The organism is Caulobacter sp. GW821-FHT09B11, from assembly GCF_059418205.1.
The window spans coordinates 16909-35048 of the sequence record NZ_JBWKPK010000032.1 but is presented as its reverse complement, the minus strand read 5'-3'; the positions used below and the strand labels follow the sequence as shown (position 1 = coordinate 35048).

Annotated in this window: 22 protein-coding genes and 1 tRNA gene; 18 read left to right on the top strand and 5 right to left on the bottom strand. The window is 68.0% G+C overall.

Going from position 1 to position 18140, the window contains the following annotated elements; translation table 11 throughout:
* The gene (locus AC07N1_RS20640; protein ID WP_494673494.1) at positions 1–645 is read left to right on the top strand and encodes a hypothetical protein; all 645 of its coding nucleotides are present in this window, start codon (positions 1–3) and stop codon (positions 643–645) included.
* A 193-nt stretch (positions 646–838) separates the two neighbouring features.
* The gene (locus tag AC07N1_RS20635; RefSeq protein WP_494673493.1) at positions 839–1633 is read left to right on the top strand and encodes an SDR family NAD(P)-dependent oxidoreductase; all 795 of its coding nucleotides are present in this window, start codon (positions 839–841) and stop codon (positions 1631–1633) included.
* Between the two features lie 210 nt (positions 1634–1843).
* Here AC07N1_RS20635 and AC07N1_RS20630 read toward each other — a convergent pair whose 3' ends face one another.
* Positions 1844–2287, bottom strand: coding sequence for a Ros/MucR family transcriptional regulator (locus AC07N1_RS20630; RefSeq protein ID WP_494673492.1), 444 nt, complete (start codon positions 2285–2287; stop codon positions 1844–1846).
* Between the two features lie 215 nt (positions 2288–2502).
* Here AC07N1_RS20630 and glyA point away from each other — a divergent pair, with 215 nt between their 5' ends.
* The 8 genes from glyA to AC07N1_RS20590 all read left to right on the top strand — a co-directional run bounded on the left by glyA (position 2503) and on the right by AC07N1_RS20590 (position 10288).
* A complete protein-coding gene (gene glyA / locus AC07N1_RS20625; RefSeq protein WP_494673491.1) occupies positions 2503–3792 on the top strand; it encodes a serine hydroxymethyltransferase in 1290 nt (429 codons plus the stop codon).
* A gap of 32 nt (positions 3793–3824) precedes the next feature.
* Positions 3825–4298 carry a transcriptional regulator NrdR gene (nrdR, locus tag AC07N1_RS20620; RefSeq protein WP_494673490.1) on the top strand — a complete coding sequence of 158 codons (474 nt, stop codon included), beginning with the start codon at positions 3825–3827 and terminating at the stop codon, positions 4296–4298.
* Positions 4299–4379: 81 nt separating this feature from the next.
* Positions 4380–4844 (top strand): 6,7-dimethyl-8-ribityllumazine synthase, encoded by a 465-nt coding sequence (locus AC07N1_RS20615; RefSeq protein ID WP_494673489.1) that lies wholly within the window; start codon positions 4380–4382, stop codon positions 4842–4844.
* Positions 4841–5296, top strand: coding sequence for a transcription antitermination factor NusB (gene nusB / locus AC07N1_RS20610; protein ID WP_494673488.1), 456 nt, complete (start codon positions 4841–4843; stop codon positions 5294–5296). Before AC07N1_RS20615 ends, nusB begins: the two co-directional genes overlap by 4 nt.
* Entirely contained in the window at positions 5280–6356 is a 1077-nt protein-coding gene (gene thiL / locus AC07N1_RS20605; RefSeq protein ID WP_494673487.1) for a thiamine-phosphate kinase, read from the top strand. The genes nusB and thiL overlap by 17 nt, the downstream gene beginning before the upstream one ends.
* Positions 6357–6604: 248 nt before the next feature.
* Positions 6605–7261 (top strand): outer membrane protein, encoded by a 657-nt coding sequence (locus AC07N1_RS20600; protein WP_494673486.1) that lies wholly within the window; start codon positions 6605–6607, stop codon positions 7259–7261.
* A 135-nt stretch (positions 7262–7396) separates the two neighbouring features.
* The gene (locus tag AC07N1_RS20595; RefSeq protein ID WP_494673485.1) at positions 7397–7936 is read left to right on the top strand and encodes a hypothetical protein; all 540 of its coding nucleotides are present in this window, start codon (positions 7397–7399) and stop codon (positions 7934–7936) included.
* 216 nt (positions 7937–8152) lie between these two features.
* Positions 8153–10288: a sodium-translocating pyrophosphatase gene (locus AC07N1_RS20590; protein ID WP_494673484.1), complete on the top strand. Its 2136-nt coding sequence runs from the start codon at positions 8153–8155 to the stop codon at positions 10286–10288.
* 244 nt (positions 10289–10532) lie between these two features.
* On the opposite strand, the gene AC07N1_RS20585 is transcribed toward AC07N1_RS20590, so the two are convergent.
* Together AC07N1_RS20585 and AC07N1_RS20580 are read right to left on the bottom strand one after the other, a co-directional pair.
* Positions 10533–11087: a response regulator gene (locus AC07N1_RS20585; protein WP_494673483.1), complete on the bottom strand. Its 555-nt coding sequence runs from the start codon at positions 11085–11087 to the stop codon at positions 10533–10535.
* 153 nt (positions 11088–11240) lie between these two features.
* Positions 11241–11729: an outer membrane protein assembly factor BamE gene (locus tag AC07N1_RS20580; RefSeq protein WP_494673482.1), complete on the bottom strand. Its 489-nt coding sequence runs from the start codon at positions 11727–11729 to the stop codon at positions 11241–11243.
* A gap of 121 nt (positions 11730–11850) precedes the next feature.
* Between AC07N1_RS20580 and AC07N1_RS20575 the strand changes: the two genes are divergently transcribed.
* From AC07N1_RS20575 to AC07N1_RS20545, 7 genes are all read left to right on the top strand, one after another.
* Positions 11851–12381 carry a ubiquinol-cytochrome C chaperone family protein gene (locus tag AC07N1_RS20575; protein WP_494673481.1) on the top strand — a complete coding sequence of 177 codons (531 nt, stop codon included), beginning with the start codon at positions 11851–11853 and terminating at the stop codon, positions 12379–12381.
* Complete coding sequence (locus tag AC07N1_RS20570) at positions 12366–12905, top strand: YceD family protein (RefSeq protein ID WP_494673480.1); 540 nt, start codon at positions 12366–12368, stop codon at positions 12903–12905. Before AC07N1_RS20575 ends, AC07N1_RS20570 begins: the two co-directional genes overlap by 16 nt.
* Before the next feature lie 85 nt (positions 12906–12990).
* Complete coding sequence (gene plsX, locus AC07N1_RS20565) at positions 12991–14073, top strand: phosphate acyltransferase PlsX (RefSeq protein ID WP_494673479.1); 1083 nt, start codon at positions 12991–12993, stop codon at positions 14071–14073.
* Entirely contained in the window at positions 14070–15047 is a 978-nt protein-coding gene (locus AC07N1_RS20560) for a beta-ketoacyl-ACP synthase III (RefSeq protein ID WP_494673478.1), read from the top strand. The genes plsX and AC07N1_RS20560 overlap by 4 nt, the downstream gene beginning before the upstream one ends.
* Before the next feature lie 222 nt (positions 15048–15269).
* Positions 15270–15572 carry an integration host factor subunit alpha gene (locus AC07N1_RS20555; protein ID WP_110118249.1) on the top strand — a complete coding sequence of 101 codons (303 nt, stop codon included), beginning with the start codon at positions 15270–15272 and terminating at the stop codon, positions 15570–15572.
* A 13-nt stretch (positions 15573–15585) separates the two neighbouring features.
* Positions 15586–16017: a MerR family transcriptional regulator gene (locus tag AC07N1_RS20550; RefSeq protein ID WP_494673477.1), complete on the top strand. Its 432-nt coding sequence runs from the start codon at positions 15586–15588 to the stop codon at positions 16015–16017.
* Between the two features lie 73 nt (positions 16018–16090).
* Positions 16091–16167 (top strand) — tRNA-Pro (locus tag AC07N1_RS20545).
* A gap of 90 nt (positions 16168–16257) precedes the next feature.
* Here the strand turns inward: AC07N1_RS20545 and AC07N1_RS20540 are convergent.
* On the bottom strand, positions 16258–16500 hold the full coding sequence (locus AC07N1_RS20540; protein ID WP_487291183.1) for a DUF2842 domain-containing protein: 243 nt from the start codon (positions 16498–16500) through the stop codon (positions 16258–16260).
* The gene (locus AC07N1_RS20535) at positions 16491–16742 is read right to left on the bottom strand and encodes a GlsB/YeaQ/YmgE family stress response membrane protein (protein WP_494593088.1); all 252 of its coding nucleotides are present in this window, start codon (positions 16740–16742) and stop codon (positions 16491–16493) included. The genes AC07N1_RS20540 and AC07N1_RS20535 overlap by 10 nt, the downstream gene beginning before the upstream one ends.
* 185 nt (positions 16743–16927) lie before the next feature.
* Between AC07N1_RS20535 and AC07N1_RS20530 the strand changes: the two genes are divergently transcribed.
* Positions 16928–17959 (top strand): COX15/CtaA family protein, encoded by a 1032-nt coding sequence (locus AC07N1_RS20530; RefSeq protein ID WP_494673476.1) that lies wholly within the window; start codon positions 16928–16930, stop codon positions 17957–17959.
* Positions 17960–18140: the final 181 nt, after the last annotated feature.

Sequence of the window (18140 nt, the reverse complement as noted above, 5' to 3'; positions counted from 1 at the left end):
TTGGGTTTCGATCTCGGTTACCTGCGCGAGCTGGCCGAGGATGCGTCCGAGCATCCCGGCTGGTCGGGGCTGTCCGACTATTTCCGGTTTCGCCATCAGGGCCTGAGGCGCGAGGCGCTTGAAGCCCTCGACCTGTTCATGGCCGGCGCGGTCAGCTGGCCGCTGGCCGAGCGCGTGATCCTGGTCGTCTGGATCGGCGAGAAGCGCATGGCCTATCGCGGCCAGCCCGAGGCCGTGCTGCCGGTTCCGCTGTTTCGCCTGCTCGTCCGTCCGACCCTGGAGGAATGGGCGGTGGTCAAGGCCGCCGATCCTTGGCCGCTGGTCTGGCTGGCGCGGCTGTCGAGCGGCGGCTCCACCTGGCACGCGCCGCCGCAGCCCTTCCTGCGCGAGGCGCTGGAGCGCGATCCGCTGTTTGCGCCCGCGCGGCTGGACCTCGTCGTCGCCGTTCTGGCCGACATCGCCTTCCACCAGCACGAACTGCCGGACGCCTATCTTGGCGAAGCGCGGGCGGACCTCGCGGCCCTGGACGAGGCCCGGGGCCTGCTGGTCGGGCTCGACGACGACGCCGTGGCCGATCTCGCGCCCCACATCGCCCGGGCGCGATCGGAAGCCATGGACTGGCTGGAGCGGGACGCGGCGGTCTGAGGCTTCAAGGCCCTTGGCCATTCTCACCGAGCGTCCCCGCGAATGCGGGGATTGGACGGATTGAAGGGCGGCGTGTCGATGAGTGTCCGTCCGGCCTGACCTCTCCGCGTGGCGGTTTCCCGATACAAGGCCGCTGCGCGTCCGCTCGGCTTGAGGCTGGATGCGGCGTCCTGCGCTAGAAGAGAGTCGCACCGTGAAGACCATCGTGATCACCGGCAGCAGCCGCGGCATCGGCTTCGGCCTGGCGGAAGCCTTCCTCGAGCGGGGCTGCCAGGTGGTGATCTCGGGCCGAAACCCGACCGTCCTGGCCGAGGCGCTGGCCAAGCTGGAAGCCACCGGCGGCGCCGTCGCCGCCCAGGCCTGCGACGTCAGCAAGGTCGCCGACCTGGAAGCGCTGTGGAACACGGCGGTCGAGCGCTTCGGCGCGGTCGACATCTGGATCAACAACGCCGGCGGCGTCTCGCCCCGCGTACGCCTGGACCAGGTGGAAGAGGCAGACATCGACGCGGTGGTCGCCACCAACCTGCTGGGCGTCATCAAGGCGACCAAGCTGGCCATGACCCGCATGCTGGTGCAGCCCGGCGGCGGGGCGATCTACAATTTCGAGGGCTTCGGCAGCGACGGCATGACCGCCTCGGGCCTGACGCTGTACGGCGCCACCAAGCGGGCGGTGTCCTACTTCACCAAGTCGATGGGCAAGGAGCTGGACGGCACCAATGTCCGCATCGGCACGATCAGCCCCGGCATCGTCGCCACCGACCTGCTGCAGGCCGAGATGAAAGACGCCACCGACGCCGATCGCGAACGCTCGATGAAACTCTACAACATCCTCGGCGACCGCGTCGAAACCGTCGCCCCCTACATCGCCGACGGCGTGCTGAAGGGCGAGGCCACGGCCGCGCCGGTGCGCTGGCTGACCATGCCCAAGGCCATGGGCCGGTTCATGACCGCCTCGTTCAAGAAGCGGGATATCTTCTCCGAGGCGTGAGGCTTCGCGCTTCACACCCATGCCACCCAACTTCGTCATCCCGGAAAGCCCGCAGGGCTTATCCGGGACCCAGAGGGACTGGGCGCCGCGCTTGCAACAGCCTCTTCAGAGGGCGCTGACTCCGTGCGGCGGCCCTGGGTCCCGGCTCTACGCTGCGCTTCGGCCGGGATGACGACGAGTGGGGGCAAGAAGGAATGAAGGGGAGGGCGTTTACGCCCTCCGGCGCACGCCCTTGCCCAGGCCGATCTGCTTGGCGAAGTCCGAGCGGCGGGCGGCGTAGGCCGGGGCGACCATGGGATAGTCCGAGGGCAGGCCCCATTTGCGGCGGTAGTCCTCGGGGCTCATGTCATAGTGCGAGCGCAGGTAGCGCTTCAGCATCTTGAGCTTCTTCCCGTCCTCCAGGCAGACGATGTAGTCGTGCTGCACCGAACGCGACACCGGCACGGCCGGCTTGGCCTTCTCGGTCGGCCTGGCCGCGGCGGGCTCGCCGCCCAGGGTCTGCAATGCGCCATGCACGGTGCGGATCAGGGCGGGCACGGCGCTGTGGGAGACCTTGTTCTGCCCCACATAGGCCGCGACGATCCCGGCGCTCAGCGCCAGCAGGTCGGGCTCGTCCGTCAGTTCCGATCCCGTTTCGCCGTGTGAAACCGCCATACGCATCCCGCCCATTCTGTTCGTTGCACTCAAAATCACCCGGCTTGACGGCAACACCCGGCCGGGTTCGTGAGCAACGCATGGTTACTGCGACGGTTCCGTGATTGATCGCGGCGCGAAGGGAGTTAAAGAGAGCCCCGTCGACTCCCGCCCGCGGGAGCGCGTCGCCCAAAGCCTTGCCGCCGCACCCCCGCCTCTGCCCCAAGGAGCGCCTGATGACGACTTCAACCGACCTGACCAAGTTCTTCGGCGCCGATCTCGCGACCGCCGACCGCGACATCTTCGATCGCATTGGCCGGGAGCTGGGTCGTCAGCAGAGCCAGATCGAGCTGATCGCCTCGGAAAACATCGTCTCGAAGGCGGTGCTCGAAGCCCAGGGCTCGATCCTGACCAACAAGTACGCCGAGGGCTATCCGGGCAAGCGCTACTACGGCGGCTGCGAATGGGTCGACGAGATCGAGACCATCGCCATCGAGCGCGCCAAGCAGCTGTTCGGCGCGGCCTTCGCCAACGTCCAGCCGCACTCGGGCTCGCAGGCTAATCAGTCGGTGTTCATGTCGCTGCTCCAGCCCGGCGACACCTTTATGGGCATGGACCTGGCGGCCGGCGGCCACCTGACCCACGGCTCGCCCGCCAACCAGTCGGGCAAGTGGTTCAAGCCGGTGTCCTACACCGTGCGCCAGCAGGACCAGCTGATCGACTATGACAACGTCGCCGAGGTCGCCCAGCGCGAGAAGCCCAAGCTGATCATCGCCGGCGGTTCGGCCTACAGCCGCGAGATCGACTTCGCCCGCTTCCGCGAGATCGCCGACAGCGTCGGCGCCTACCTGATGGTCGACATGGCCCACTTCGCGGGCCTGGTGGCCGGCGGCGTGTTCCCCAATCCGGTCCCGCACGCCCACGTCGTCACCACCACCACCCACAAGACCCTGCGCGGTCCGCGCGGCGGCATGGTGCTGACCAACGACGAAGCCATCATCAAGAAGGTCAACTCGGCCGTGTTCCCGGGCCTGCAAGGCGGCCCGCTCGAGCACGTCATCGCCGCCAAGGCCGTGGCCTTCGGTGAAGCGCTGCAGCCCTCGTTCAAGGAATACGCCGCGCAGATCATCGCCAACGCCAAGGCCCTGGCCGAAGCGCTGGGCAAGTCGGGCGTCAACATCGTCTCGGGCGGCACCGACAGCCACCTGATGCTGGTCGACCTGCGTCCCAAGGGCGTGACCGGCCGCGACGCCGAGCACAGCCTCGAGCGCGCCCACATGACCTGCAACAAGAACGGCGTGCCGTTCGACACCGCGCCGTTCACCATCACCTCGGGCATCCGCCTGGGCACGCCGGCCGGCACGACCCGCGGCTTCAAGGAAGCCGAGTTTACCCGCGTGGGCGAGCTGATCGGCGAAGTGGTCAACGGTCTGGCCGCCAACGGCGCCGACGGCAACGCGGCCGTCGAAGCCAAGGTCCGCGAGGAAGTGCTGGCCTTGACGGCCCGCTTCCCGATCTACAACTAATGGGTTGAGGCCGCAGGGGAGGGCCCAAGATCATGCGCTGCCCATTCTGCGGCCACGCCGAAAGCCAGGTGAAGGACAGCCGCCCGTCGGAAGACGGCGCGGCCATCCGCCGCCGTCGCCTCTGCCCGGAGTGCGCCGGCCGCTTCACCACCTTCGAGCGCGTCCAGCTCCGTGAGCTGATCATCGTCAAGCGGTCGGGCCGTCGCTCGCCGTTCGACAGGGACAAGCTGATGCGCTCGATCTCGCTGGCCACCCGCAAGCGGCCGATCGAGGGCGAGCGGGTCGAGCGGATGGTCAACGGCATCGTCCGTCGGCTGGAAAGCCAGGGCGAGACCGAGCTGCCGTCGTCGGCCGTCGGCGAGATGGTGATGACCGCGCTCAAGTCGCTCGATGACGTGGCCTATGTGCGCTACGCCTCGGTCTACCGCGATTTCCGGGAGACCAGCGATTTCGCGAAGTTTTTGGGCGAAGAAGGCTTGAGCGACGTCGCCGAAGACGAGCTATAGGCGCATTCTACGATTCGATTTTTCGGGTCGGCGCGAGACGGCCCATCGAGGCCTCCCGTCCGCCCAGGAGTTCAGAGGCATATGGTGGAAGACAGGATTCGTCTGCTGATCGTCGAGGGGCGCCGTTATTCGGGCCTTTCCGACGCGCTGCTGGCCGGCGCGGTGCAGGCGGTCGAGGCGCAGGGCGCCGAGTACGACGTCGTCACCGTGTCGGACGCCCTGCAGATCCCCGCCGCGATCGCCATCGCCGAGGAGGCCGGCAAGGGTCCGTCGGGCGTGCGCTACGACGGCTACATCGCCCTGGGCGCCGTGGTCCGCGGCGAGACCTACCACTTCGAGATCGTCAGCAACGAGACCGCCCGCGGCCTCCAGGACCTGGCCGTCGGAAAAAGGTTGGCCATTGGTTACGGCGTGTTGACGGTTGACGACGAGGATCAGGCCTGGAATCGCGCCCGCCTGTCGCAAGGCGACCGCGGGGGCCAAGCCGCTCGGGAATGCCTGGAGATCGTCGGATTGAAGCGTCAGCTGTCAGGACAAGCGCGATGAGCAAGCGCATCCAGCCTCGTTCCGTCTCGCGTCTGGCGGCCGTGCAGGCCCTCTATCAGATGGAAGTCTCCGGCGCCGGCGTCGACGCCGTCGTCCGCGAGTTCTCCGAGCACCGCTTCGACCGCGCCGTCGAGGACAATGAAGGCGCCCAGCTGGCCCAGGCCGACGAGACCTTCTTCGCCGACCTGGTGAAGGGCGTGGTCTCCAAGCAGGCCGCCATCGACCCCGCCATCGTCCGCCGCCTGGCCTCGGGCTGGAAGCTGGAGCGTCTCGACGCCACCGCCCGCGCCGTCCTGCGCGCCGGCGCCTACGAGCTGATGAACCGCCCGGACGTTCCGACCGAGGTGGTGATCGACGAGTACGTCGAGATCGCCAAGTCGTTCTTCGAAGGGCCGGAAGCCGGCTTCATCAACGGCGCCCTGGACGCCATCGCGCGTGACGCCCGAGTCTGACGACGACTGGTTCGACGATCCCGCCCCGGCGACGGCGGCGGAGGACGACGAGTCGTGGTTCGACGACGTCCCGCCGACGGCCGCGCCGACCGGTCCGGACGAGTTCGAGCTGATCGAAAAGTTCCTGCGGCCGCTGACCAACGGCGACCCCGCCGCGCTCGACCTGCTGGACGACGCGGCGGTGCTGCCCTCGCGTCCCGGCTACGACCTGGTGATCACCAAGGACGCCATGGTCGCCGGCGTGCACTTCCTGGCCGGTGAAGAACTCGACATCGTCGCCAGGCGCCTGCTGCGCACCAATCTTTCCGACCTGGCCGCCAAGGGCGCCGAGCCCTACGGCTATTTCCTGGCCGTCGGCTGGCCCTCGGGCACGACGGTCGAGGATCGTGAGACCTTCGCCCGGGGTCTGGCCGAGGACGGCCAGGCCTATGGGATCAATCTGCTGGGCGGCGACACCGTCACCACCTCCGGCGCGCTCGTGGTTTCGGCCACCCTGCTGGGCTGGGTCCCGCAAGGCGCGGCGGTCCTGCGTCGCGGCGCCCAGGCCGGCGACCGGCTCGTGGTCAGCGGCAGCATCGGCGACGGCTGGCTGGGCCTGCTGGCCCACTGGGGCGAGGTAGAGGATCCCGACGGCGGCCTCGTGCGCCGCTATCGCACCCCCGCGCCGCGCCTGGCCCTGCGCGAAGCCTTGCGCCAATACGCCCACGCCGCCGCCGACGTCTCCGACGGCCTGCTGGCCGACGCCGGCCACATCGCCAAGGCCAGCGGCCTGCAGGTCAAGGTCGACCTCGACCGCCTGCCGCTGTCGACCGGCGCCCGCGCCTGGCTGGAAGCCCAGCCGGAGCGCGGCGAAGCCCGCATGTCCCTGGCCTCGGGCGGCGACGACTACGAGATCGTCTGCGCCATTCCCGCCGCCGACGTCGCCGCCTTCCAGGCCGCCGCCTTCGCCGCCGGCCTGCCGGTGCGCGACATCGGCGAGTTCGTCGAAGGCGAGGGGGTCGCGGCCCTGTTCAAGGGCAAGGACATCACCCCTCAGCGCCTGGGCTGGCTGCACGGCTAGGGCGGCTTCTGCCTCCTCGTCGCGTCTTTCCGTCCCGTCCATGCCGACGTCGGCGCGTCGATGGCGTCGCCGTTTCATTCTCAATGAAAGCGTGAGTGAAATCGCATCGCGCAACTGAATGTTGCGCAGCTGCAATGGTCGGCGGCAAACGGCCAAGCTTGGACAGGCGCCCGGTTTACGCGGCCTGGCCCACCCCCTATCGCGAGATCGCCAAACTTTGGCGCGTATCCATTGGGGGATTTCTCTTCATGCGTTTGTTCATCACCACGGCAGTCGCCGTTCTGGCCCTCGCCGGCGTCGCCTCGGCGCAAGAGGCCAAGCCCGCCGCCAAGGCGCCCGCCACCGAGCACGGCCAGTACGTCTCGATCGCCGGCGGCGTCATCGGCAGCACCGATTTCGACTACGACTATGCCGGTCCTAACGTGTCTTCCGAGGCTGACGCCGGCGCTCAGGGCGCCGTCGCCTGGGGCGCGTCGTTCGGACCCAACTGGCGGGCCGAGCTGGCCGCAGGCTATCGCAGCCAGAAGCTCGAAACCACCTATCGCGGGGGCGCGCTGACGCAGACCTGGAACGGTGGCAAGGCCCAGGTGATCAGCGTGGACATCAACGCCTATTACGACTTTCCCATCAAAGGGAAGGTGAAGCCTTATCTGGGCGCCGGCATCGGCGTGGCCTCGGTGAAGATCGACGACGGCATCCTGGACGACCGGGGCGACGCCCTGACCCTGCAGGCCATCGTCGGCGCCAGCGTCGAGGTGTCGCCGAACGTCTCGCTGTTCGCCGAAGGCCGCTACCAGCGCGTCGGCCCGGTCAAGGTCGAGATCACCAGCTTCTCCGGCAAGACCGAGTCGGAGTTTGACCTGTCGAGCTTCGGCGGCCTGGTCGGCGTGCGCTTCAGCTTCTAGGGGCGGGATCGATCCTGAACGTGGAGGGCGCGCCGGATCCCGGCGCGCCCTCTGTCTTGCCCGGTCTTCTTGAGAGGTCCTCGCCGGCGCCGCTCGGTAGCGAAGCCTCAAGTCTTCTCGGTTAAGGGCTGGAGCATGACCCGTCCCTCCAACGCCAATGGCGTTTCCCGTCGCGCCCTCCTGGCGTTCGCCGCGCCGCTCGTGCTGTGCGCCGCGCCCGCCTTTGCTTCCGACAAGAAGAAGGAGAAGGAAGGCGGGGAGGGCGAGAAGGAGAAGGCCGATCCGGTGATCAAGCTGGGCTCCATGGCCCTGCCGATCGTCGATGGCGGCCGGCTGATCAACTACGTCTTCGTCGAGCTTTCCCTGACCCTGCCGCCCGGCGGCGACCTCACGGCCTTCGCAGGAACCGAACCCAAGCTGCGCGACGCCCTGGTCCGCGCCGCCCACAAGCAGCCGTTCAACAAGCCGGGCAGCTACGTCCTGCTCGACGAGGGCAAGCTGAAGGCCGCCGTGATGCGCGAGGCGGCCGTGCTCGTCGGCAAGGGCAAGGTCGCCAGCGTCACCGTCGGCAAGCAGACCCCGCGCAACTTCGTGCCCCCGCCCAGGCCGCCCGCCAAGCCGGGAACGCCGGCCAAGCCCGCCCCGCAGGTCGATTCGGCCCCCATCATTCCCTGATCCCTTCGCGAACGCCGTTCTCGCAAGCGGTTGCGCGCTTTGCGGGTGGATGGCAGTGTTTCCCCTTGGCGCCGATGTCGGGGCCAGTTCAGGGAGCATCGAGGGGGAATGAGGCCATAAGGCCCGCCCGCCGCTCCCGGTCCGGGGCGGTCGTATTCGCCTCGCGCCGGGAACCGCGACCCCTCGTGATTGGAAACACGAAGGGGCACTAAACCCATGAGTTCTTGGCTTTACGTAGCCATCGGCGCCGGGCTTCTGGCGGTGCTGTATGGCGCGGTTCAGACCGCCAGGCTTTTGAAGGCCTCGCCGGGCGATGCGAAGATGCAGGAGATCGCCGCGGCCATTCAGGAAGGCGCTCAAGCCTATCTGAACCGTCAGTACACCACCATCGCCATCGTCGGCGTCGTCGTGATCGCTTTGCTCGCCTTCTTCTTCAGGAGCTGGGAGCAGCCGGTGGGCTTCGCGCTGGGCGCGATCCTGTCTGGCTTGGCGGGCTTCGCCGGCATGCTGATCTCGGTGCGGGCCAATGTGCGCACCGCCCAGGCCTCGTCCGAGAGCCTGGCCAAGGGCCTGTCGATGGCCTTCACCTCCGGCGCCGTGACCGGCATGCTGGTGGCGGGCTTTGCTTTGATCGGGGTGGCGGGCTATTTCGCCCTGCTGCTGTCGGTCGGCCATGAAGGCACCGACCGGGTCGTCATCGACTCCCTGGTGGCCCTGGGCTTCGGCGCGTCCCTGATCTCGATCTTCGCCCGCCTGGGCGGCGGCATCTTCACCAAGGGCGCGGACGTCGGCGGCGATCTCGTCGGCAAGGTCGAGGCCGGCATTCCGGAAGACGACCCCCGCAACGCCGCGACCATCGCCGACAACGTGGGCGACAATGTCGGCGACTGCGCCGGCATGGCCGCCGACCTGTTCGAGACCTATGCGGTGACCACCGTCGCCACCATGGTGCTGGCGGCGATCTTCTTCACCGGCACCGACGTCGTCGGCTCGATGATGCTGCTGCCGCTGGCCATCTGCGCGGTGTGCATCGTCACCTCGATCATCGGCGCCTTCTTCGTCCGCCTGGGCAAGAAGCAGAACATCATGGGGGCCCTTTATCAGGGCCTGATCGTCACCGGGCTGCTGTCGATCCCGGCGGTGTGGTGGGTGATCCACCAGCTGGTCCCGACCTCGATCGAGCTCGACGGCCGCCTGTTCACCGCCGACAACCTGTTCTACTGCGGCCTCGTGGGCCTGGCGGTCACCGCGCTGATCGTTGTCATCACCGAGTACTACACCGGCACGGGCTTCCGGCCGGTGAAGTCGGTGGCCCAGGCCAGCGTCTCCGGCCACGGCACCAACGTCATCCAGGGCCTGGCCATGTCGCTGGAGTCCACGGCCCTGCCGGCCCTGACCATCATCGTCGGCATCGTGGTGACCTATAACCTGTCGGGCCTGTTCGGCATCGCCATCGCCACCACCACCATGCTGTCCCTGGCCGGCTTCATCGTCGCCCTGGACGCCTTCGGCCCGGTCACCGACAACGCCGGCGGCATCGCCGAGATGGCCGGTCTTCCGCCGGAAGTCCGCGTCACCACCGACGCCCTCGACGCGGTCGGCAACACCACCAAGGCCGTCACCAAAGGCTACGCCATCGGCTCGGCGGGCTTGGGCGCCCTGGTGCTGTTCGCGGCCTATACCGAAGACCTGAAGTTCTTCTCCGAGAACGCCGCCCCGGGCAGCTTCTTCGACGGCATGGGGGCGGTCAGCTTCGACCTCTCCAACCCCTATGTCGTGGTCGGCCTGCTGTTTGGCGGCCTGCTGCCGTTCCTGTTCGGGGGTCTGTCGATGACCGCCGTCGGTCGCGCGGCCGAGTCGGTGGTAGCCGAGGTCCGTCGCCAGTTCCGCGAAAACCCGGGCATCATGACCTACGAGACCAAGCCCGAATACGGCAAGGCGGTCGATATCCTGACCAAGGCCGCCATCCGCGAGATGATCGTGCCCAGCCTGCTGCCGGTGGTCTCGCCCGTGGTGCTGTTCTTCGTCATCAACGCCATCGCCGGCAAGGTCGACGCCTTCGCCTGCCTCGGCGCCATGCTGATGGGGGTGATCGTCACCGGCCTGTTCGTCGCCATCTCGATGACCAGCGGCGGCGGCGCCTGGGACAACGCCAAGAAGGTGATCGAGGAAGGCTTCACCGACAAGGACGGCGTCCTGCACAAGAAGGGCGGCGAAACCCACAAGGCCGCCGTCACCGGCGACACCGTCGGCGACCCCTACAAGGACACCTCGGGTCCCGCCGTGAACCCGATGATCAAGATCACCAACATCGTGGCCCTGCTGCTCCTGGCGGTGCTAGCCCACGGCTGATCTTGCGATCTTGCTGATACGGAAACGCCCCGGAGCTCAGGCTCCGGGGCGTTTTCTTTTGATCCCCTACCGTCGTCATCCCGGCCGTAGCGAAGCGTAGAGCCGGGACCCAGGGGCCGCCGCGTTGCGCCTGCAAACGCCATCGGAGCTTGGGGCAGGCGCGGCGCCCAGTCCCCTGCGTCCCGGATAAGCGCTGCGCGCTTTCCGGGATGACGAACGTGGGAGCGGGATGTGGAAGGGGGGCTCAGTAGCACTCTTCCGGATCGAACGCGTGGACCTCGGCCTCGCCGCCCAGCACCGTCGGCGACGGCTGGGCGCCGCGGCGTTCGTCGCCGGTGAAGTCGTGGTCGATGCGGCGACGGCGGCAGGGGCCGAAATAGTCGCCGGCCCGCACGAAGTCGCGCGGGTTGTTGATGACCTCGTTGATGCGGTGCATCACCCCGCGCGCGTTGATCGGCTTGGCCAGGAACTCGGTCACCCCGGCCATTCGCGCCTCGTCGAGGCTGCGGCGGGTGGCGTGGCCGGTCATCATGATGATCGGAGCGTAAGGGTTGGGACTGGCCGGCGAATTGCGCACCCAGTGCACGAACGCCAGCCCGTCGACCGGCTGCATCATCAGGTCGGTGAAGATGATGTCGACCTCGCGCTCGGCGAAGGCCTTGAGGCCCTCGACGCCGTCGCCGGCCTCGAGGATGCGCCGCACGCCGGCGGCCTTCAGGATCGCCGACAGGATCCCGCGCATGTTGGCGTTGTCGTCGACGATCAGGATCGTCAACGCCCGCAGATCTGGTCCGTCCACGAACCTTCTCCCCCCAGAGCGACGTCTGGTTGGGGCCAGGCGTCGGCTAAGCGTGAAGGTTGCTCCGCGCGTGATTTAGCAAACGTTGATACGGCGACAAAAAGTCGCACGAAATCACGCGCTTATGGTCAAGCTGAGTGTCGGGTTTCCGACTTAGCGACGGTCGCCGGGACGGGTGCCGGGGACGCCGTCGTCGTCCTGCGGCAGCATGCCGCCGCGGCCGACGTTGCCGAGCAGCTGCTCGAGGATCGTCATCTCACGGCCGCGCGTCGGGGTCTCGCGACCGTTGTAGGCGATGACCTTGCCGTCCTTCAGGGTGAAGGTGTCGACCGAAGCGACCTTTTCGTCGGCGGCGTTGAACTTGATCGCCACGACGTCGCGCTTGATCACCCGCGGCCTGTAGAAGGCCACGCGGTCGGTCGTCTGCGAGACGTAGTACCAGGCGTTGTTGTCGAAGGTGGAGGTGGCCGAGGGCGAGCCCAGCTTTTCCATCACGGTCGACTTGCTGTCTTCGCCGACCTTCATGTCGACAGGCTTGGCCTCGATGGCCTGGAAGCCCGAATAGCTCGTCAGCGGCGTGCAGCCCCCGACGACGGCGGCGAGGCCGATGGCGGCGGCGGCGAAAACGGCGGGACGAAACATAGAGGCTCCGGAACCGGAAGAATGCTGGACTTTGACCTATCGCTCGCGCGGGCTTAGTTCAATGGCCCGCGTAGCTCGACAGGCCATCTATGGCCGGCTCGCGGCGAAATAGAGGCGTGGAATGTTTCTGGATCGGCTTCTGAAGCCTCGTGCCGCAAGGATAGCGGGAGAAAAGCTCTATGCCTCGGCGGTGGCCCAGGCGCGTTCGGCGCGGTTCTACGCCGATCTCGGGGTCCGCGACTCGCTGGAGGGCCGCTTCGAGCTCTTCACCCTGCACGTGGTGCTGGTGATGGAACGACTGAAGGGGCAGGGCGAGGCGGCGGGCGAGACCTCGCAGGCGGTGTTCGATTCCTATGTCCGCGGCCTCGACGACGCCTTCCGCGAGATCGGGGTCTCCGACACCGCCGTCGGCAAGAAGATGAAGAAGCTGGCCGGCGCCTTCTACGGCCGGCTGAAGACCTATGACGAGGCCTTCGAGAGCCTGCCCGACGCGGCCGGCCTCGACGCCGCCCTGGCCCGCACCGTGTTCGAGGAGCGCGGCGAGGGAGACATCGCCGCCGTGAGCGCCTATGTGCGGTTCGCGCGAGAGGCCCTGGCCGGGCAATCGCTGAACGACCTGCTGAATGGAGTGGTGCAATGGCCGAACGTCTGATCGATCCCTGGCCCAGCACCGTCACCCTGGCCCGCGTCGACCGCGGCGGGGTCGACCTGAAGCTGGCTCCCGACGAAACCGTGCGCAAGGCGATCGCCGCGCAGCTGAACCTGGTGTCGCTCGACCAGCTGGAGGCCGACGTCTATCTGCGCTCGTGGATGGACGGGGCCGAGGTGTCGGGCGTGCTGCGCGCCCGCGTCGTCCAGACCTGCGGCGTCACCGCCGAGGACTTCGAGACCCGCATCGACGCCCGCTTCAGCCTGCATGTGCTGCCGGCCGACAGCGAGCACGCCCCCCAGGACGAGGGCGGCGAGCTGGGCATGGATCCCGAGAGCGACGATCCGCCCGACGTGCTGGAAGACGAGACGATCGACGTCTCGGGCTATGTGATCGAGCACCTGGCGCTGGAGCTGGACCCGTTCCCGCGCAAGCCGGGAGCGGTGTTCGTGCAACCGGCCGAGCCCGTCGACCTTTCTCCCTTTGCAGCCCTGAAGGGGCTGAAAGCAAAGGACGAAGAGGGCTGAGTTGGCCCTTTTCCCTCCGGGCGTGATATCACGCCCGGAATCAAGCCGGCCGCGTCGCGACCGTCACAGGAGTCGATAGCGTCTCGTGCCCCAACCCGTTGTCATTTCGGTCGACGCCATGGGCGGGGATCACGGACCATCCGTGGTTGTACCCGCGCTTGAGATCGCCGCCAAGTCCCTGCCTGACGTCCGCTTCCTGGTGCACGGGAACGAGACGGCGCTGAACGCCGAGCTGGCGCGCGCCCCTGCGGCCCGCGCCGTCTGCACCGTCGTCCACACCGACAAGTCCATCGCCATGGATGAAAAGCCCGCCCAGGCCATGCGCCGGGGCAAGGGCTCCAGCCTGTGGAACGCCGTCGAGGCCCTCCGCTCGGGCCAGGCCGCGGCCTGCGTCTCGGCCGGTAACACCGGCGCCCTGATGGCCATCTCCAAGCTGATCCTGCGGATGAGCGCGGATCTGGAGCGTCCCGCCATCGTCGCCTCCTGGCCGACCATGAAGGGCGTCTCGGCGGTGCTGGACGTCGGCGCCAATGTCGAGAGCGACGCCGAGCAACTGGTCGAGTTCGCGATCATGGGGGCTGCCTTCCACCACGCCGTGCACGGCTCGACCCGCCCGACGGTCGGCATCCTCAATGTCGGCTCCGAGGACCAGAAGGGCCACGAGGAGGTGCGCGAGGCGCATCGCATCCTGCAGGACAGCCCGCACTTCGACTTCGACTATCGCGGCTTCGTCGAGGGCACCGACATCGCCTACGGCACCGTCGACGTGGTGGTCACCGACGGCTTCACCGGCAATGTCGCCCTGAAGACCGCCGAGGGCCTGGCCCGGTTCTTCGGCAACGAGATCAAGGCCACGCTCACCGCTGGCCCGCTGGCCATGCTGGGCGCGCTGATCGCCTCGGGCTCGCTGAAGAAGATGAAGCGCCGCCTCGACCCGGGCCGGGTCAATGGCGGGCCGCTGCTGGGCCTCAACGGCATCGTGGTGAAGAGCCACGGCGGCGCCGACGCCAGCGGCTTCGCCTCGGCCGTGCGTGTCGCGGTGGATCTCGCGCGCAGCGACTTCACCGCCGAGATCGATCGTAACTTGAAGCGTCTGACCGCGGAAAAAGATCAAGCGGCCAAGGACGACGGCGCCGATGGCGTCGAAACCCAGGGAGCCGCCGAGTGAGCGTAGTCCGTAGCGTGGTGACCGGCGTCGGGGCCTACCTGCCGCCGGGGATCGTCACCAACGAAGACCTGTCGAAGGTCGTCGACACCTCCGACGAATGGATCATCGAGCGCACCGGCATCCGCCAGCGCCACAAGGCCGCCGACGACCAGGCCGTCTCCGACCTCGCCGTCGAGGCCGCCAGGCAGGCGCTGGAGCGCGCGGGCAAGTCGGCCGCCGACGTCGATCTGATCATCGTGGCCACCACCACGCCCGACCTGACCTTCCCGGCCACCGCCGCCATCGTCCAGCGCAAGCTGGGCGCGGGCGTCGGCATCGCCTTCGACGTCCAGGCCGTGTGCTCGGGCTTCGTCTACGCCCTGTCGGTGGCCGACGGCTTCGTCGCCCGGGGGCACGCCAAGTGCGCCCTGGTGATCGGCGCCGAGACCATGACCCGCCTGATGGACTGGACCGACCGCGGCACCTGCGTGCTGTTCGGCGACGGCGCCGGCGCGGTCGTGCTGGAGCCGGGCGAAGGGCAGGGGACCACGGCCGATCGCGGCATGCTGGGCTTCGCCTTGCGCGCCGACGGAACCAAGCAGGACCTGCTCTATGTCGACGGCGGTCCGTCGACCACGGGCACGGTCGGCAAGCTGCGGATGCTGGGCAACCAGGTCTTCAAGCACGCGGTGATCAACATCTCCGAGGCCATCTTCGCCGCCGCCGAGAAGGCCGGCGTGACCGTGCCCGAGGTGGACTGGTTCATTCCGCACCAGGCCAACCAGCGAATCCTCCAGGGCGTGGCCAACCGCTGCGGCATCGACGAGGAAAAGGTCATCTCGACCGTGGCGCTGCACGCCAACACCTCGGCCGCATCGATTCCCCTGGCCTTCGCGCACGGGGTCGCGGACGGCCGGATCAAGCCGGGCGACCTGCTTCTGCTCGAGGCGATGGGCGGCGGCCTGACGTGGGGCGCCTGCGTCCTGCGCCTCTGATGGTTACGAAGCAAGCTTGACCTTGGGTTGGCGTCCGGGCTTCCTCCGCATATGAGGTGTCCGGCTTGACCCTTTGACTTCATGCGGTATTCGCGGCATGCAGTCTTGAGTTGACGAGGTCATGTCGCGCGAGATCGGGGCATTCGTGCGCCCCGCCTGTCGGGTGACTGGTCATTGGCGCGGACAAGGACTTCTCGTCCGCGTGTTGCGTAAGGGGGCGTTATGAAGGGTTCGACATTGACCCGGGCTGACCTCTGCGAGGCGGTCCACGAGGAAGTAGGCCTGACGCGTCAGGACTGCGCCGGTCTCGTCGAGCGTACTCTCGACCTGGTGGCCGAGGCCCTGGAGAAGGGCGAGACGGTCAAGCTTTCCGGATTCGGCGTCTTCCAGGTTCGCGAGAAGCGGGCCCGGATGGGGCGCAATCCCAAGACGGGCGAGCCGGCCGAGATCGAGCCGCGCCGGGTCATCGGTTTCCGCTCCTCCCAGGTCATGAAGGCGCGCATCGACAGCGCCCTGGGCGACTAAGGGATTCGATGCGGTGGCGAAGGGGCCCAACGCCTTCCGCACGATTTCCGAGGCCGCCGAAGAGCTAGGCGTCCCCCAGCACGTATTGCGTTTCTGGGAGACCAAGTTCTCCTTCATCCGCCCGATGAAACGGGCCGGCGGGCGCCGCTTCTATCGCCCGCAGGACATCGCCGTGCTCAACGGCGTGCGCGCGCTGCTGCACGCCGAGGGCTACACGATCAAGGGCGTCCAGAAGCTACACCGCGAGCAGGGCGTCACTCACGTGATCGCCGCGGGTCTCGGCCAGAACGGCGCGGCCTTTCTCGAATCTCCCATCGCCGACGGGTTCGGCGATTCGTCCGTTTCGCAGGCTCACAGCCCCGAACGCCGGGCTCGCCTGGTCGAGGCCCTGGACGACCTGACCAGCATCAAGGCCCGTCTGGACGGGCTTTTGACGCGTTCCTGAGGCCTCGCAAAAAGCCCTCGATTTCCGATTGCCGAGTCGGGGAGCGGCGCCTATAAGGGCGCTCCTTCCGCGTCGGAGCGTGGCGCAGCCTGGTAGCGCACTTGACTGGGGGTCAAGGGGTCGCAGGTTCGAATCCTGTCGCTCCGACCATTCTCTCCCCGGAGAGAAGGCCGCGGAAGAAACGCAAAGGCCGCCCCTCGGGGCGGCCTTTTTCGTTTTCGGATTATCGCTCGCCCTAGGCTATCGCTCACCGACGTTCAGCGGTTTGTCCGCCTTGCCCATCCAGGTGATCAGCGGAATGACCGGCAGGATCCAGCCCATGCCCAGCGCCACGAAATAGAGCAGGTGCACGGCGCGATTCAGGGGCAGGTGGTCGTAGAGGCTGGTGAAGGCCCAGATCCAGCCCAGCAGGATCGCGATCACGCCGATCGAGCCGATCAGCTTGCGCAGGCGCGCCGGAATGAGGGGAGCGCTCACGCGGATCTCCGGAAGAGGCCGAGCACGGCCAGGAACAGGGTCGCGCCCACGGCCGAGACGACCAGGCTGCCCAGGAAGCCCGGGACCACCATGTGCAGGCGCTGGGCGATGAAGGCGCCGATGAACGAGCCGATCACCCCGATCAGCATCTGCATGAACAGGCTGTGGCGGCGGGCCAGGGCCACGTCCGCGATCCAGCCGGCCAGGATGCCGATCACCAAGGCGACGAACACGCCCACGCCGCTCATCTCACATCCCCCAAGAACGCGCTGCGCCCCCGCAGCGGGCGCACAATGGCACGGGCCGTGAGGCGCGTCATGACCTCCTTAAGGGCCGGCTGGGCATGGACAGCGGCGCCTTGCGGGGAGTAGGGGCGCGGGAGTAGGGGTCTTGCCGCCCCATTTAGGCCCAGAACAGGCGTTTTTTCGGCTTCATGACTTCCTTCCTGCGTTCCGACCGTTCCCGGCCCGTCGCCATCTGGCTGTTTGTCGTGGCCGTTCTGGTCTTCGGCATGGTCGTGGTCGGCGGCGCGACTCGCCTGACCGACTCGGGGCTTTCGATCACCCAGTGGAAACCGATCATGGGCGCCCTGCCGCCGATGTCGGAGGAAGCCTGGCGGGCCAATTTCGAGCTCTACAAGCAGATCCCCCAGTACCATCTGGTGAACCCCGACATGACGGTCGAAGCCTACAAGGGCATCTTCTGGTGGGAGTGGGCGCACCGGCTGCTGGGCCGGATCGTCGGCGCGGCCTTCGCCTTGCCGTTCGCCTTCTTCCTGGTGCGCCGCATGCTGCCGCGCCGCCTGATCTGGCGCTGCGGGGCCATGCTGGCCCTGGGCGGCCTGCAGGGGCTGGTCGGCTGGTGGATGGTCTCCAGCGGTCTTTCGGAGCGGGTCTCGGTCGCGCCCGAGCGGCTGATGGCGCACCTGGGCCTGGCGCTCGCTCTCTTCGTGCTGCTGATCTGGACCGCGCTCGACGCCTGGAACGGCGCCCCGCGCGTCGAGGAGCGTAGCGAATGGCGCGGCTGGGGCCTGGCCTTCCTGGGCGCGGTGTTCTTCCAGAGCCTGCTGGGCGCCCTGGTGGCGGGCAACGACGCGGGCCTCGTCTACAACGACTGGCCGCTGATGAACGGCTCGCTGCTGCCCGCCGAATACGCGGGCAAGGGCCTGTGGGGCACCCTGGCTCACAGCCAGGGCGCGGTGCAGCTGCATCACCGCCTGATGGCCTATGCGGTGTGCGCCGCCGCCATCGCCCTGGCCGTCGGCGCGGCCCGCGCCCGCCGCCTGCCGCACGAGGCCCGGATCGTCGCCTATGTCGTGCTCGGCGTCGTGCTGGTCCAGGCGGGGCTGGGCGTCTGGACCCTGATGGCCGCCGTGCCGCTAAGCCTCGGCGTGCTGCATCAGGCCGGCGCGGCCCTGCTGCTGGGCGCGGCCACCGCCTTCGCCTGGCGGGTGCGGCGTCCTTAGACTCCCTAACCCCGTAAAATCCCCGCGAAAGCGGGGACCCAGGCTTTTTCTGAAACCCACGGCGCTTGACGATAAAACGCCTGGGCCCCCGCTTTCGCGGGGGTTTTACGGATGGAGGGGAGTCAGGATTTCGCCGACCCGGGCTTTCTGGGGCGGCGCTCGAAGAACTGTCACGAAACTC